This is a genomic window from Algirhabdus cladophorae (genome assembly GCF_044772865.1).
In the GTDB taxonomy this organism is placed as follows: domain Bacteria; phylum Pseudomonadota; class Alphaproteobacteria; order Rhodobacterales; family Rhodobacteraceae; genus Algirhabdus; species Algirhabdus cladophorae.
On record NZ_CP173029.1, the window covers coordinates 2089588 to 2104298 of the forward strand.

Consider the following 14711-nt stretch of genomic DNA (forward strand, 5'->3'; position numbering starts at 1 on the left):
GTGGAATATAGCGAAATGCACCGGCCATAGCTCTATCCTAGCTTCATATTGTCGATGCCCACGATGCGATCGTAGAGCCAGAAAAGGAACAGCACAAAGACCAGCAAGACCAATCCAAGGGCCGCTGCAAGGTTCCAATTCAGGGATCTGCGCATGTGGAAATCAATGATGTTCGAGATCATCTGACCATCTTGGCCACCAACCAAGGCCGGTGTGATGTAATAGCCAATCGCCAGAATAAAGACCAACAGCGCCCCTGCCCCGATGCCTGGAACTGATTGCGGGAAATAGACGCGCCAAAAGGCCGTTGCATTAGTGGCCCCCATGGATTTCGCTGCGCGCACATATTGCGGCGGAATAGTTTTCATCACGGAATAGAGCGGCAAGATCATAAACGGCAGCAGGATATGCGTCATTGAAATCAGTGTGCCGGTTTTATTGTAGATCAGACTGAACCGGTCATCATCCGTCGCCAATCCAAACACCACAAAGAGATCGTTCATCACCCCTTGGGCCTGCAACATGGCAATCCAAGCGGTTGTCCGCACCAATAGCGATGTCCAAAACGGCAACAACACAAGGATCAGCAACAAGTTCGAGGACCGTGTGCTGAGCGTACTGAGCAGATAGGCCACCGGGTATCCTAAGATCAGGCAAGCCACAGTCACCACGAAGGAAATCTCGAGGGTACGTAGGAACAACTTGACATGGATGCGACGCTCTTCGTCTTGGCGCACTATGCTGCCGTCGGCCTCTTGTTTAAAGTCCAACGCATTGGCCAAATAGCCTGTGGTGAGCGTGCGCGATGCAACCTTCATCGCCTGCCATGTTTCCAGATCGCCCCATTTTTTCTTGGTATCGATCATCGCTTCCTTGAAGGGCGCTTCCAGTTTGGCCGCGCGACGCCCCGTGGACGTAAACAGCGAACGCGTGCCGGATAGTTCACGGTTCACACGCGTGGCAACACGGCCGATGGTGCGTTCTTCTTTGGCGATCACAATCTCGGCCACAAGGGTCGCAAACATCGCCTCGGTTGGCTCGGATGCGCCGTCCCATTCGCGCAAGACCTGCGCAGTTTCAGGCATCAAGCTGTTAAAGCGATCATCATAAACGCCTTGGGACAGCAGGGTCAAAATGGGCAAAATAAAACTGACAATGATGAAGGCCAACAGAGGCGAAACCAGTAAAAAGGCGCGCATCCGGCTTTGAAACAAAGCTTGGCGCAACTTCTTTTTAATCGGGGTGCCGTCAGCGGCCAGAATGGGGCCAGATACATCTGCCATGGGTCACCAAAATCAGTGGAAATTCAGAGGGTTGGGCGGGACACATCATGTCCCCCGCCCTATGATCATCAAAGGATGATTAGTTGGCCAACCAAGCGTTGAAACGCTCGTTCAGCTCGTCTTGGTTGTCGGCCCAGAACTCAAAACCGTTGACCAAAGCGTTGCCAAGGTTGGCTTCGGCTGTTGGCATATGCTCGGCCATTGGTGTTTTGCCGTCATTGTACAAACCGACCAATGGGCCAGACGACTTACGGGCAGGACCGTAGGAAATCCAGGATGCCTGATCTGCCAGACGCTGTGTGTCTGTCGAAAATGCAACAAAGTCCAACGCAGCTTCCATGTTCTTTGCGCCTTTTGGGATCACCCAAAGGTCAAAGTCCAAGATCTGGCCGTCCCAGTTCACTTCAAACGGCTGACCTTCGCCTGCAGCCGCGTTAAAGATACGACCGTTATAGGCTGTGGTCATAACCACTTCGCCATCCGCCAACAATTGGGGTGGCTGCGCGCCAGCTTCCCACCAGACGACATCATTTTTGATGGTGTCCATTTTCGCAAATGCGCGATCAACGCCTTCGTCCGTTTCCAGCATGGCATAGACTTCATCCGCAGGCACGCCGTCGGCCATCAGAGCCATTTCAAGGTTGGCTTTTGGGTTCTTACGCAAGCCACGCTTGCCCGGGAATTTCGCAAGGTCGTAGAAGTCAGCAATGCCGCTAACGCCTGTGGTTTTCTCTGTATTATAGGCAAAAACTGTGGACCAAACGATGTTGGCAACAGCACATTCCAGCAGCGAGCCATCGATAAAATCTTCGGCCGCAGCAGTGCCGTCTGGAGCAGCTGGCAGGATCGAGTGATCAATCGGCTCAAGCAGGCCTTCGTCGCAACCGCGAACGGCGTCGGACATTTCCACATCGAGCACATCCCATGTGACGTTGCCGGCTTCAACCTGGGCTTTCACCTCGGCCAGACCACCATTGTAGTCCTCAGAGATGATGGTTTTGCCTGTCTCGGCCATCCAAGGCTTGTGATAAGCCTCAACCTGCGACTTTGTGTAAGCGCCGCCCCAAGAAACGACGGTCAGGTCTTCGGCAGCCGCCGTAAACGCAACGCCGCATAGGGCTGTTGTCATAATAAGTGTCTTTTTCATTTGAGTGTTCTCCCATTTTCGAACTTTTAAGACGGCAAGGTTGTCCTTGCTCTGGTTTGGTTTCGTCCCTCGCCCCCTGAACTACAGGGGGTCAAGCGCACGGGCATCGTCCGGGGACCATGTCACGCGCGTTTGTTCGCCCACCACAAGATGTTTGTGGCCAGCGGCGTTTGGCACTTTCACGATAAACTCGTCATTGCCGTGCACAGTAAGGCGACACCGAATGTGGTCACCTAAATAGATTAACTCTTTAACGTCGGCTGTAGTGGTGTTGGGCCCGTCTTCGGCCGCAATTTCGATGCGTTCAGGCCGCACCGAAATCAGTGTCTCGCTGCCCACGTCACCGCAATTCACCGCCAAAGCCGTGCAGGTCTTGCCCGATGGCAGCTCCACAACAACATGGTTGCCAGACTTTGATTTCACGGTCCCGCTAAGCTTGTTATTTTCGCCAATGAACTGCGCAACAAAGCTGTTTTCAGGCCGCTCGTACAAATCATCAGGCGGGGCCAATTGCTGGATGCGACCGTCGTCGAACACAGCCACACGATCGGACATCGTCAGGGCCTCCGATTGGTCATGGGTCACATAAACCACAGTGATTCCAAGGCTTTCGTGCAGATGCTTAATCTCGTATTGCATGTGCTCGCGCAATTGCTTGTCCAGCGCGCCCAATGGTTCGTCCATCAAAACCAGCTCAGGATCAAAGACCAAGGCACGGGCCAACGCGATTCGTTGCTGCTGCCCGCCCGAAAGCTGAACAGGGCGCCGGTTTCCAAACTCGCCCATCTGCACCATATCCAGCGCGCGTTTGACCTTTGCCTCGCGGTCGGATTTACCCATTTTGCGCACTTCCAACGGAAACGATAGGTTCTCTGCAACAGTCATGTGGGGGAAAAGCGCGTAGTTTTGGAACACCATGCCAATGCCGCGCTTGTGGGGTGGGATGTTGTTAATTTCGCGCCCGTCAAGGCGGATTTCACCGTGGGTTGCGGTCTCGAACCCTGCCAGCATCATCAGGCAGGTCGTCTTGCCCGACCCTGACGGCCCAAGCATGGTCAGAAACTCGCCCTTTGGTAAGGACAGGTTCAGGTCTTTGACGACCAATGCCTCGCCATCGTAACTTTTTTGCACATGGTCGAATTCGACAAATGCGTCCGCAGATTTTGCTGTGGTCAAATTGACCCCCCGAAGTATATTTCGACCCTTTTGTCAGGGCTTACGAAAGTTAAGCAATTCGCGGAAGCGGATGCAACCATTCTTGTCAACGAGCAGGAAAATAAGTTTAATGACGCGAAACAGATCTGTTTTGAGGCGGTTCGACTTGCGAACGCTTGTAAATTAGTCGTTTGGAGTTTCTTGGCGCGGCAATCAGTGGGTCCAAGCGCCCCGTCGGTTGGTCGCAAAATTCTCGCCATAGCCGCCAGCGCGAATGTTTGCTTTACGCTTTTTGGGCTCTTGCACGACCACGGATATGTCATGTTCGCGGGCGTAGTCCACTGCAGCAGATTTACTATCAAACTGCAGGCGTACTTGACTTTGGGTATCTGACGACGTGGTCCATCCCATCAAGGGATCAACAGCGCGGGCGGTCTCAGGCGCATATTCCAACACCCAATGATGCGTCTTCGCAGCCCCTGAGGACATTGCAGTTTTCGCTGGCTGATAGATTCTGGCGCGCATGTTCGACCCTCCGGTTATGTCGTCTATATCGTCTTTTTCAGTGACATAAACAAGACCTGTTTAGCGGCCCTCACCTGCCACTGGTCCAGTGAAAAGTAGTTCTAACAAAGATAAAATTGTTATTGATTTTGGGCAGCTTGATTTGAGGGCCATTAATCAACTGAAAACCCTATGGGGGTACACCCTTGGCGAAACGCGGGCAAAACCCTCTGCTTGGCCCGCAGCAAAATTCTAATTTCGCCCCAATGCGCCCAGGCCGCTCAATCATCAGGAACGTTACATGGAAACAGTTGCCAAATTAGGTGTTTTTCGGGGGTTATTTAGCTCTGTCTTTGTCAAGTTAACGGCCCTGATTGCTCTCACATCTGTTGCCATGGTCATAACCATGGTTTGGCTGTTGCAGGCCACGACTGCCAAAATTGCCAGCCAGGGTGTTTTGGTTTTGGCTGAGGAGATTACGTCGACCTTGGCCAGCCAAGTTGGTGGCGCAATTCGTTTTGGCAACAGCGCGGATCTTGAACGCAATTTAACATTGGTTTTGGATCGGTCTGAAGGGATGGCCCAATATGCATTTGTCGTAGATATTGATGGCAATGTTTTGGCGACAGCTGGTGCGTCGGAGGTTGGCATCCAAGACATCGAATTCCTAGCATCCGTGGCAATGCAAACGGCAGAATATTCTTACACAAACGATGGTCTTTATGCAGCGTCACCAGTTTTATTTGGCAACACTGATCCACAGGTAATTGGCGCTGTTGCGATGATCTGGACCGCGGACGAAGCCAAAGCCTTTGCAACAGAACAAAAAAATATCGCCGCGTTCACAAGCTTGGGGATTTTGGCCGTCTTGCTTGTCATCAGCGCATTGATATTGCGGCAATTTATAGCAAAGCCACTGGAACGGGTCAGTAGCTTGGTCGCAGATCTTGAGGAAAAGAACTTTTCCGTCGACATCAAACCCTCGAAACGGCGCGATGAAATTGGATTGATCATGACGCATCTGGCATCGCTCAAGGGGGCGTTGCACTCAGCGGAACAGGATCGCGAAGACGTAAAACGCGCCCAGCAACAACAAGACGAAGTTGTCAGCATCCTGACTGACGGATTGCAGGCACTCGCCAACGGCGACTTGTCGGAAACGATCAATACACCATTTCCCGAGGACTACGAGGACCTGCGCAATAACTACAACACGACCATCGCGTCACTCAGCAAGACAATCGTTGCCGTGATAAACAGCGCCAGCACGATACGGGACGGTGCAATCGAAATCAGCCAATCGTCTGATGATTTATCTCAGCGCACTGAAACTCAAGCTGCCACGCTAGAAGAAACCGCAGCGGCCTTGGAAGAAATGACCGCAAGCGTCAAATCCGCAGCGTCCGGTGCAAAAGAAGTCGAAAACATTGCCACCAAAGCAATTGGCACTGCGGAAGATGGCCAAGGTGTGGTCAGATCGGCGGTGGTCGCTATGGCAGAAATAGAGGAAAGTTCGAATAAAATCGGGCAGATCATTTCTGTGATCGACGACATCGCCTTTCAAACCAACTTGCTGGCGCTAAACGCCGGCGTGGAAGCTGCGCGTGCAGGCGAGGCAGGTCGCGGATTTGCAGTTGTAGCCTCAGAGGTGCGGGCACTGGCCCAACGATCTTCAGATGCCGCAAAAGAGATCAAGACACTCATCCATGACAGCTCGCTACAAGTCGGTCAGGGCGTCAAGCTGGTAGATCAAGCCGGCGATGAATTGCAAAAAATTGTGTCTAGCGTGGAAAACATAGCGACGCTCATTGGGAATATGGCCGAAGGATCAACAGAACAGTCTTCGGGCATTAGTGAAATTAACCTTGGCGTCAATCATCTGGATCAAGTCACGCAACAAAACGCCGCCATGGTTCAAGAAGCAACAGCGGCTTGTTTCGCGTTAAACACAGACGCACAGCAATTAGCACAGTTGGTCGCGCGTTTTAACACAGGATCGTCAAGCGACGTGGATCCAGTCGATTGGACAAACGATCCCGAAGGACCGGAAGACTTCGTTGAATTGGAAGAGTCCGACGTACAGCATCCGCAGGCCGTGTAACTCCATTGCTCACCTCGTCATTGCGCAAAGCTGACCTAGCTATTAGCTAAAGCTTGGCACGACCCTTTGGGTAACGGCCAATATGTCCAGCGCAAGAGGTCAAAGATGAGCAGCCAAGCCGAGGTTTATCTCAACAGTCCAGCCCCAGACGTCCGCACTCGCGAAAAATTAGAAGGGGGCATTGCGTTCAACCTTCACACGGAATTTGAACCAGCAGGCGATCAACCAACGGCCATCCAGGAACTGTCACAAGGCGTGATCGATGGCGAGCAAAACCAAGTATTGCTGGGCGCCACCGGGACAGGCAAAACCTATACGATGGCGAAAATCATCGAAAGAACCCAGCGCCCTGCCATTATACTTGCCCCAAACAAGACGCTTGCCGCCCAACTCTATGGCGAATTTAAAGGGTTCTTCCCGGACAACGCGGTTGAGTATTTCGTCAGCTATTATGATTACTATCAACCCGAGGCCTATGTCGCCCGCAGCGACACCTACATTGAAAAAGAAAGCCAGATAAACGAACAAATCGATCGCATGCGACACTCGGCAACCCGCGCCCTTTTGGAACGGGATGATGTGATTATCGTAGCATCAGTCAGTTGCATTTACGGCATTGGCAGCGTCGAAACCTATGGGGCGATGACGCAGGATCTTTATACCGGCACCGAATACGATCAGCGCAAAGTCATGGCTGATCTGGTGGCCCAGCAATATCGCCGCAACGACGCAGCCTTCCAGCGCGGCAGCTTTCGGGTGCGCGGTGACAGCCTTGAAATTTTCCCTGCGCACATGGAAGATCGCGCTTGGCGTCTGTCCTTTTTCGGAGAAGAACTGGAAAGCATCACTGAATTTGATCCGCTCACAGGGGAAAAGACAGACACATTCGAACGTATCAGAATCTATGCAAACTCGCACTATGTGACCCCAAAACCAACGATGCAGCAGGCGGTTATAAGCATCAAAAAAGAATTGCGGATCCGGCTAGATCAATTGGTCGCAGATGGAAAATTATTGGAAGCGCAGCGCTTAGAACAGCGCACAAATTTCGATATTGAAATGTTAGAGGCCACCGGTGTGTGTAACGGAATCGAAAACTATAGCCGGTATTTGACGGGCCGCGCGCCGGGCGAGCCGCCACCTACACTTTTCGAGTTCATCCCTGACCACGCCATTGTCTTTGCGGACGAAAGTCATGTTAGCGTGCCGCAAATTGGTGGCATGTACAAAGGGGACTATCGACGCAAATTCACACTGGCTGAACACGGCTTTCGCCTGCCCAGTTGCATGGACAATCGTCCATTGAAATTCGAAGAATGGGATGCAATGCGCCCGCAGTCGGTCTTTGTTTCAGCCACCCCTGCCTCGTGGGAAATTGAACAAACCGGCGGCGTATTTACTGAACAAGTCATCCGACCAACAGGTCTGCTGGACCCTGAGGTCGAGATCAGACCAGTCGACATGCAGGTCGATGATTTGCTGGATGAGGTCCGGAAAGTGTCCCAAATGGGGATGCGTACGCTTGTTACGACTTTGACCAAACGGATGGCCGAAGATTTGACCGAATACATGCACGAGCAAGGCATTCGGGTCCGGTATATGCACTCGGACATCGACACAATCGAACGGATCGAAATCCTGCGTGACCTCCGGCTGGGCGCGTTTGATGTTTTGATCGGCATTAACCTTCTGCGTGAGGGTTTGGACATTCCGGAATGCGGGTTGGTGGCCATTTTGGACGCTGACAAAGAGGGTTTTCTTAGATCCGAGACCAGTTTGGTTCAAACCATTGGGCGTGCGGCCCGAAATGCGGAAGGCCGCGTTATCATGTATGCGGATAAGATCACCGGCAGTATGGAACGTGCCTTGGGCGAGACCAACCGCCGTCGTGAAAAACAAATCGCCTATAACGAAAAGCATGGCATTACCCCTGCGACCGTTAAAAAGAACGTCGAAGACATTTTGCAAGGCCTCTACAAAGGAGATACGGATCAATCGCGTATCACCGCCAAAGTTGAAAAGCCGATGGTCGGGGCCAACCTTCAGGCCCATTTGGACGGGTTGCGCATTGAAATGCGAAAAGCCGCGGAAAACCTTGAGTTTGAAGAAGCAGCCCGCCTACGCGATGAGGTAAAGCGTCTGGAAACCGTTGAATTGGCAGTCTCTGACGACCCTCTGGCGCGGCAACAATCCATCGAAAAGGCCGTGGATGACGCCCAAAAAGCGGGCGGTCGCAGCACAGCGGGGCGCGGTGGGACTCGCAGTTACAGAGGCAAAAGCCAGAAGAAGTTTTAAGGGTAGCACCGGCATTTTAGGCTTTTGTTAACTTTAACAAGGCCTCTATCTAATATGCTTAGACTATGCCTTTTGTGTCTCATGTTGCTGCCAAATCTGGCAGACGCAGGTGCTTGGCCAAGGGGCAAATATCAGGGCTACTTTGATCTGTCGTTCTTTTCTTACGACGGACAGACCCCAAACAAGCATGTTTACGGTGAGTTTGGGGTTACAGATCAGATCACTTTGACCCTTGATGGGATCTACCAAGAGGAAATTGGTGGCCTTACTGGCATCATCGGTCTGGTTTACGCCCTGCCGGAGGGAACGTTGCCCTTTCAGCTTTCGATTGGCGGCGGGGTTGGTCGCGCGCTCTACTTCTATGAGGTCACAGAAGATGTGTTTGAGTTTCGTGGCGGACGCCGCATTCAAATCGCGCAAACAATAACGCAAACCATAACGACCCAGAACGCCGCACAACTGAGCCTTCATTTGGGATTTAGCACGTTAAAGACATGGAGCACCGCAGATCTACGGTATCTGACCTTTCAAAGCACCGGTAGTTACCTAGCAAAACTGGATTTAACACATGGTTATCACGTTTCGGATCGTTTGAATGCCATGGTCCAAGTGCAAATTGGCCAAGCCAGCGAGTTCAATTACCTCAATTTGGCTCCAGCAATCGAATGGAGCTTTACCCCTAATATTGCAATGGTTTTGGGCGGAGTTTATGACACCAAGGGCGACAGCCATGCGGTGCGTTTGGGTGCAGTTGTCAGGTTTTAGGCCTAGTCTGTGTCCATGATCCTTACAATCTCGGCCGCCCATTCGCCGATAATTGGAATAAAATCGACCGAGCTGAGAACATAGCCCAAGACAGACACCAAAATCGTGGCCCCCACTACGGTGCCCAAACCAAAAGCCAAACCGCGCAAAAATTGAAAAGCGACGAGCCGCGGCACGGAATTGTGAATTTCGACGAAACGGTGGCTGTTAAGGCGCTTCACCTCTGACTTGAGTTCGGCCATTTCGGCTACCAATAACGTCACATCTGCCATCTCAATACACCCTAGCTTTTGCCGTCAAAAGCTTGCCCAAGCGGGATTGGAATGACAAGCTGGTTTTATGAAGAACCCTATTCGCCCTGTTGATGACGATGCCCGCGCTCTGGCTGTTGATCTGATAGCGCAGGCAAAATTTGGGGCCCTCGCGGTGGAGACCACCGAAGGTCCAATGGTCAGTCGCATAGCCCTCGCTCAAATCGCAGGCTTTGGTTTGGTCAGTCTTGTTTCTGACCTCAGCCATCATACTCAGGCGCTGCAGCATTCGCCCCGTGTTTCACTGTTGGTCGGCGAACCTGGGGAAAAGGGCGACGCCCTGACCCATCCGCGCCTCACGATCCAAGCGCAGGCTGTGCGCGTAGAACATGACACGGATACATTCAGAGAAATCGCACACGAGTATTTGGAACGCTTGCCGAAATCAAAGCTATATATCGATTTTCTGGATTTCGTTTTTTTGCAATTCAAGCCGGTTCAGGCACATCTAAACGGCGGATTTGGTAAGGCTTACGTATTGCAACCCTCTGATTTGGCAGCATAAAGGGGCCCGGAGGCCCCTTTGAGATTTTAAAGTGGATTGTCGCAACGCACCCTGACTTGCACCTCGCCGCGACAGGGTTGATCCCAGTGCAGATGGACCTCGTCTTTATTTGTACCACGCTGGGTTTCCGCCCAAGGCACCGAACTTACCCGCGTGCTGCCAGATAGGATTTCAGACCGTTGAACAAAGGCTTCCATCACCCGCAAACGTCCACCAAACGGCATATATGGCGCGCCTGAAATGACCCACGTCGAGGCATCTGTGTTCTGCTCAAAGCGCAAAGAGGCCGGTGTTTGTGTCTCATTTTCAACTGCATTGAAGGTATTGTTGTCAAACACAACATTGACCGTGCGGCTATAGTTTAGGCTGGCAAAACTATCGTCCAATTTGTCTACGCGTGTGATCGAACCGTTCAAAGATCTAAAGACATTTCCCGTCACCGACAGACCCTGCAGATAATGACCCGACCCAAAGGGCTTGACCACGATAAAGCTGAATTCATCGTTCACATCATTGACGGTAAAGATATTGCCCGTGATGGACAGCCCGCCGAACGAGAATGACGATGTGTATTCAGGCGTCGGCTCATATTCGTTGGTCAGCTCGATAAAGTTATTGTCGATATAATTGCCGGTAATGACTGATTTGGAATTGGAATCCGTGAACACCAGCCCGCCGACGCGCAGGCCATCAACTTCGTCATCACCCATAAACCAGTGATTGCCGACAATCAGGTTCCCGCTGCCCCCCAGAACAGCAAAACGCTGGAACTGCGAGATGCGGTTGTTGCGCAGTTTCACGTCATTGCCGTTGCAATTTAGGGCCAGCGTCGTTCGATTTTGTACAGAAATCGCAGATTCACCCGAGCTGATCCGACAATTGTCCACCATCAGGCCTTGGCATCCAGTACCAATCGAGGTGATGCACCGCGCCACAGGTTTGGCAATTGCGCAGTCATTAAAGCGGAAGGTCAGACCGTCAGGCGGCAACATCACACCGCTTGCGCGGTTGTTACACAGGAAATCAACACCGTCCAATTTGAACTTACTCAGACTAGCGAACCCACTGAAATCTAAAATGTAGCGGAAGCGTTTAAAGGTATACGTCTGGTTTGACGCAGCACCGTAGAACGGTTGCGACAGGGTAATTGTCTGGGCCGAAACATTTACGTCGTTGACATAAATCTCGCGACCGACCCCGTCCCCTTCTACAAGTGAGCCTTTTTCGATGTTGGCAATATTGGCCACGTTGCTCAGAATCCGCGGATTGGCTGGGGTGTAACTGGCGGACGACGTGACCTCGGCAGTCTCCCAATTCACATCGCCTTGGGCATCAAATTCACCGTTTCGCAAAACACGACGGCTGGCAAAGACATCCTTATTGTCGACCGCCGCTTGCACATCAATTGGTCCGTCCAATTGCACGCGACGCCCGCCCATATCCAACGAGGTGTGGTCCACAGAATTCAACAGCGCCTGAAAGGCTTTCTTGAAGGCTTCGACTTCGTCGCCAAAGGCTTCGATATAGCTGGGCAGATCAAAGTTCTTGCGCAGCGCCAGACGTTTGTCGACAGGCATTTGAACCGTGCCCTCAAAGGTCACAGAACTGTCCATCGTGACGTTGTTGCCGAGGAAATAGACACCTGCCGGAACAAAAACGCGGCGCCCGTCGGAGGCTGCATCAGCCGCATTAAAGGCCGCACTGTCATCCGTGATGCCGTCGCCAATCGCGCCAAAATCTTTGACGTCGACAAGGTCGATCATGTCGCGCAGGAAAGCCCCAGTGATATCTTCAATTTCGATGTCATCTACGCGAATAGCCCCACCAGTGGCCCCGGTCAGATCCAATCCAATATGAGCATAGGTCGGGGTCGTGCCCCAGGCCATATCAACACCCGAACGGTTACCAGATCCAATAATGGCATTGATTTCAACCACTTCACCATAAGTAGTCAGGGTCGTGTCTGGACCAGTCGTATCAATGTTGCTGACTTCATTGTTGTTGCCGTCACCAGCCCAGGCTGCGATGCGAACAGTGGGCAGTGGGCCGCTTAATGCTTTAACACGGGCTTTGATGCGCAAATAACATCCCGGCACCAATGGGGTTTGGCCCATATAGCGCAAGTTTTGCGTGCTGGATGTTTTGATCAATTCAAGGCAGCCACCAAAATCCTGATCAGCCGGCACGTAGATGCCGTTTGCAGATCCATCATAGGTGGCCGAACCGGGTGTGCCGTCCTGCGAAGACCAAACGTCCAAACCTTGCGAAAATGCAGGCGGGGTCAAAACCCAGCCCTCTGTAATGACCTTATTCATAAATACCCCTTTTCTGCAGGGGCCCCAGACAGCAAAACCGCTACCTAAGCCCAATGCATGACAAACCACGGCGCAAGGGTCAGTGCCCAGCGCGCGCCAAGGGGGTATCAACCTTGGGTAAACAGATCTTCAGACCACCGTCACGGTGCCCCGAAGTTGAGGACGGGTTAGGCGCCAATATCAGGGGAAGGCAACAGCTGAACGCCATTGATTTGCCAAGTGCCCTCTTCGGTTTGGATCATTTGATAGTCCAGCATGTGTAGACCGCCTGACGCGTCTTGGATCATTACTTTTTGCCACAACTGGCCTGCAATTTCCCGCAGTTCCAAGTACCGCACTGTCTGATTGCGCCAGACCATCGGATAGCCGCGCTGGACCATCATCCCAAACCGATTGGCGTCGCCAAACATACCTTGGATCATCGGGCTGGCATAAGAATAGGCTTCGGCAAAGTTGTCAGATCTGAACGCTTCCATTTGGTTTTGAATAGTTGTCTCAATCTCGACCTGCGGGCCAGATTGAGCCAACGACATCGTCGCCATCAATGTGCCTAGTACAGTGCCCATAACAAACGTCCGCATGGCTTACCCTTTCTACGTTGCCTTAGATAAGGGTAAGGCCAATAAGCTAAAGGTCAAATACCCCGCCTATAACAGATCGCCGTTCAGCCCCTTGTCGATCAAGGCAATCGTTTCATCGATCCCATAAAGGGCGATGAACCCGCCAAACCGCGGCCCTTGGGACGCCCCTAGCAGAACCTCATAGAGCGCCTTGAACCACTCGCGCAATGGGTCGAACCGCTCGCGTCCACAGGCGAAAACCACCGATTGCAGAGCCTCGGCATCCAATCCACCGTCCCAAGTTTTCAACTGTTCGCGCAGATCCAACAGGGCCTCGCGCTCTACGTCGCTTGGCAAACGGTAGGTCTTTTCGGGTTTCACAAAATCATTGTAGTAGCGCACCGCAAATCCTGCCGCGGCATCAAGGTCAGGATGGGTTTGCGGCGTCGCCTCTGGCGCATAGCGTTGGATAAAGCCCCACAACTGATCCTTTTCTTCAGCCCCCGCGACGGAGGCCAAATTCAACAGCATAGAAAACGGCACAACCATGTTGGAGGCAGGCACGTTGTGGCCATGAATATGGAACACTGGATTGGCCAAGCGCTGTTTTGTGTCTTGGTCCGAATACCCGCGCAGTTGCTGGTGATATTCGTCCACGGCCTTTGGAATCACATCAAAATACAACCGTTTAGCCGTCTTGGGCTTTTGATACATGAAATACTGCAGGCTCTCGGGGGCTGCGTAGGTCAGCCATTCTTCCATCGACAAGCCGTTGCCTTTCGACTTGGAGATCTTTTGACCCAATTCATCATTGAACAACTCATACGACAGGCTTTCTGGTGGGGTGACCCCCAAGGCGCGACAGATTTTGGTGGATTGCGTGACACTGTCGATCAAGTCCTTGCCTGACATCTCGTAGTCCACGCCTAATGCCGCCCAGCGCATGGCCCAATCAGCCTTCCACTGCATTTTCACGTTGCCGCCGGTGACAGGGATTTCAACCCGTTCGCCGTCAGGTTCTTCGTAAACAATCGTGCCTCTTGCTACATTGCGTTCTAGGGTCGGCACCTGCAAAACGTGACCGGTCTTGGGCGAAATAGGCAAGAAACACGAGTAGGTTGCGCGACGTTCTTCGCCTAGTGTTGGCAGCATGATATCTTGGATTTTGTCAAAGCGGTCCAAAGCACGCAGCAGCATCTCATCAAACTTACCGGCCTGATAATAGTCCGTCGCGCTGATAAACTGGTATTCAAAGCCAAAGCTGTCCAAAAATTCGTTTAGACGCGCATTGTTGTGTTGGGCAAAGCCATCGTGCGTGCCAAATGGATCGCGCACCTTGGTCAGCGGCAGGTTCAGATCCTGCTTCAACTCCTCCTGCATCGGCACGTTGGAGGGCACTTTGCGAAAGCCGTCCATATCGTCTGAAAAGCAGATCAAACGCGCAGGAATATCACTGATCATCTCGAACGCACGCCGGACCATGGTTGTGCGTGACACCTCGCCAAAGGTTCCGATATGCGGCAAACCACTGGGTCCATAGCCTGTCTGAAACAGCACATAGCCCTTTTCCGGCGGGGCCTTTGCGACCCGTTTGAGCAAGCGCCGCGCCTCTTCAAAAGGCCATGCTTTGGAATTTAGCGCTTCTTCACGGATGTCAGACATTGATTATCTCCTAAAATGACGAAAAACCCGTCATCTGGGCCGCTACCTATTGCGGTGTGGGGGGGGCGTCAATAAATTGGTGGCAAAGCGACCAAAGGAACAACCGCC

At 52.4% G+C, this 14711-nt stretch carries 12 protein-coding genes; 4 read left to right on the forward strand and 8 right to left on the reverse strand.

Annotation, left to right across the window (positions count from 1 at the left end; genetic code table 11):
- Nucleotides 1-32 precede the first annotated feature (32 nt).
- From ACIRQ6_RS10055 to ACIRQ6_RS10070, 4 genes are all read right to left on the reverse strand, one after another.
- Nucleotides 33-1283 carry an ABC transporter permease gene (locus ACIRQ6_RS10055; RefSeq protein WP_420860454.1) on the reverse strand — a complete coding sequence of 417 codons (1251 nt, stop codon included), beginning with the start codon at nt 1281-1283 and terminating at the stop codon, nt 33-35.
- A gap of 79 nt (nt 1284-1362) precedes the next feature.
- Nucleotides 1363-2430: an ABC transporter substrate-binding protein gene (locus ACIRQ6_RS10060; RefSeq protein WP_420860455.1), complete on the reverse strand. Its 1068-nt coding sequence runs from the start codon at nt 2428-2430 to the stop codon at nt 1363-1365.
- An 81-nt stretch (nt 2431-2511) separates the two neighbouring features.
- The gene (locus ACIRQ6_RS10065; RefSeq protein WP_420860456.1) at nt 2512-3606 is read right to left on the reverse strand and encodes an ABC transporter ATP-binding protein; all 1095 of its coding nucleotides are present in this window, start codon (nt 3604-3606) and stop codon (nt 2512-2514) included.
- A gap of 192 nt (nt 3607-3798) precedes the next feature.
- Nucleotides 3799-4110, reverse strand: coding sequence for an ETC complex I subunit (locus ACIRQ6_RS10070; protein ID WP_420860457.1), 312 nt, complete (start codon nt 4108-4110; stop codon nt 3799-3801).
- Nucleotides 4111-4390: 280 nt separating this feature from the next.
- On the opposite strand from ACIRQ6_RS10070, the gene ACIRQ6_RS10075 reads away from it, so the two are divergent.
- The 3 genes from ACIRQ6_RS10075 to ACIRQ6_RS10085 all read left to right on the forward strand — a co-directional run bounded on the left by ACIRQ6_RS10075 (nt 4391) and on the right by ACIRQ6_RS10085 (nt 9250).
- Nucleotides 4391-6190 (forward strand): methyl-accepting chemotaxis protein, encoded by a 1800-nt coding sequence (locus ACIRQ6_RS10075; protein WP_420860458.1) that lies wholly within the window; start codon nt 4391-4393, stop codon nt 6188-6190.
- Nucleotides 6191-6295: 105 nt separating this feature from the next.
- On the forward strand, nt 6296-8485 hold the full coding sequence (gene uvrB / locus ACIRQ6_RS10080; protein WP_420860459.1) for an excinuclease ABC subunit UvrB: 2190 nt from the start codon (nt 6296-6298) through the stop codon (nt 8483-8485).
- A gap of 81 nt (nt 8486-8566) precedes the next feature.
- Nucleotides 8567-9250, forward strand: a complete 684-nt coding sequence (locus tag ACIRQ6_RS10085; protein WP_420860460.1) for a hypothetical protein — start codon at nt 8567-8569, stop codon at nt 9248-9250.
- A gap of 2 nt (nt 9251-9252) precedes the next feature.
- On the opposite strand, the gene ACIRQ6_RS10090 is transcribed toward ACIRQ6_RS10085, so the two are convergent.
- On the reverse strand, nt 9253-9522 hold the full coding sequence (locus ACIRQ6_RS10090; RefSeq protein WP_420860461.1) for a DUF5665 domain-containing protein: 270 nt from the start codon (nt 9520-9522) through the stop codon (nt 9253-9255).
- Between the two features lie 67 nt (nt 9523-9589).
- On the opposite strand from ACIRQ6_RS10090, the gene ACIRQ6_RS10095 reads away from it, so the two are divergent.
- Nucleotides 9590-10066, forward strand: a complete 477-nt coding sequence (locus ACIRQ6_RS10095; protein ID WP_420860462.1) for a HugZ family protein — start codon at nt 9590-9592, stop codon at nt 10064-10066.
- Between the two features lie 26 nt (nt 10067-10092).
- Here the strand turns inward: ACIRQ6_RS10095 and ACIRQ6_RS10100 are convergent, their stop codons facing one another.
- The 3 genes from ACIRQ6_RS10100 to ACIRQ6_RS10110 form a co-directional block, all read right to left on the reverse strand.
- Entirely contained in the window at nt 10093-12381 is a 2289-nt protein-coding gene (locus ACIRQ6_RS10100) for a glycosyl hydrolase family 28-related protein (RefSeq protein ID WP_420860463.1), read from the reverse strand.
- A 167-nt stretch (nt 12382-12548) separates the two neighbouring features.
- Nucleotides 12549-12962 (reverse strand): DUF4864 domain-containing protein, encoded by a 414-nt coding sequence (locus ACIRQ6_RS10105; RefSeq protein WP_420860464.1) that lies wholly within the window; start codon nt 12960-12962, stop codon nt 12549-12551.
- Nucleotides 12963-13028: 66 nt separating this feature from the next.
- Nucleotides 13029-14603 carry a lysine--tRNA ligase gene (locus ACIRQ6_RS10110; protein WP_420860465.1) on the reverse strand — a complete coding sequence of 525 codons (1575 nt, stop codon included), beginning with the start codon at nt 14601-14603 and terminating at the stop codon, nt 13029-13031.
- Between the last annotated feature and the right edge of the window lie 108 nt (nt 14604-14711).

Bases quoted from the DNA above. Each gene is read 5' to 3' on its own strand.
- ACIRQ6_RS10060 (WP_420860455.1), bottom strand. From the start codon at position 2,430: ATGAAAAAGACACTTATTATGACAACAGCCCTATGCGGCGTTGCGTTT.
- uvrB (WP_420860459.1), top strand. From the start codon at position 6,296: ATGAGCAGCCAAGCCGAGGTTTATCTCAACAGTCCAGCCCCAGACGTC.
- ACIRQ6_RS10110 (WP_420860465.1), bottom strand. From the start codon at position 14,603: ATGTCTGACATCCGTGAAGAAGCGCTAAATTCCAAAGCATGGCCTTTT.
- ACIRQ6_RS10075 (WP_420860458.1), top strand. From the start codon at position 4,391: ATGGAAACAGTTGCCAAATTAGGTGTTTTTCGGGGGTTATTTAGCTCT.
- ACIRQ6_RS10085 (WP_420860460.1), top strand. From the start codon at position 8,567: ATGTTGCTGCCAAATCTGGCAGACGCAGGTGCTTGGCCAAGGGGCAAA.
- ACIRQ6_RS10095 (WP_420860462.1), top strand. From the start codon at position 9,590: ATGAAGAACCCTATTCGCCCTGTTGATGACGATGCCCGCGCTCTGGCT.
- ACIRQ6_RS10055 (WP_420860454.1), bottom strand. From the start codon at position 1,283: ATGGCAGATGTATCTGGCCCCATTCTGGCCGCTGACGGCACCCCGATT.
- ACIRQ6_RS10090 (WP_420860461.1), bottom strand. From the start codon at position 9,522: ATGGCAGATGTGACGTTATTGGTAGCCGAAATGGCCGAACTCAAGTCA.
- ACIRQ6_RS10070 (WP_420860457.1), bottom strand. From the start codon at position 4,110: ATGCGCGCCAGAATCTATCAGCCAGCGAAAACTGCAATGTCCTCAGGG.
- ACIRQ6_RS10100 (WP_420860463.1), bottom strand. From the start codon at position 12,381: ATGAATAAGGTCATTACAGAGGGCTGGGTTTTGACCCCGCCTGCATTT.
- ACIRQ6_RS10105 (WP_420860464.1), bottom strand. From the start codon at position 12,962: ATGCGGACGTTTGTTATGGGCACTGTACTAGGCACATTGATGGCGACG.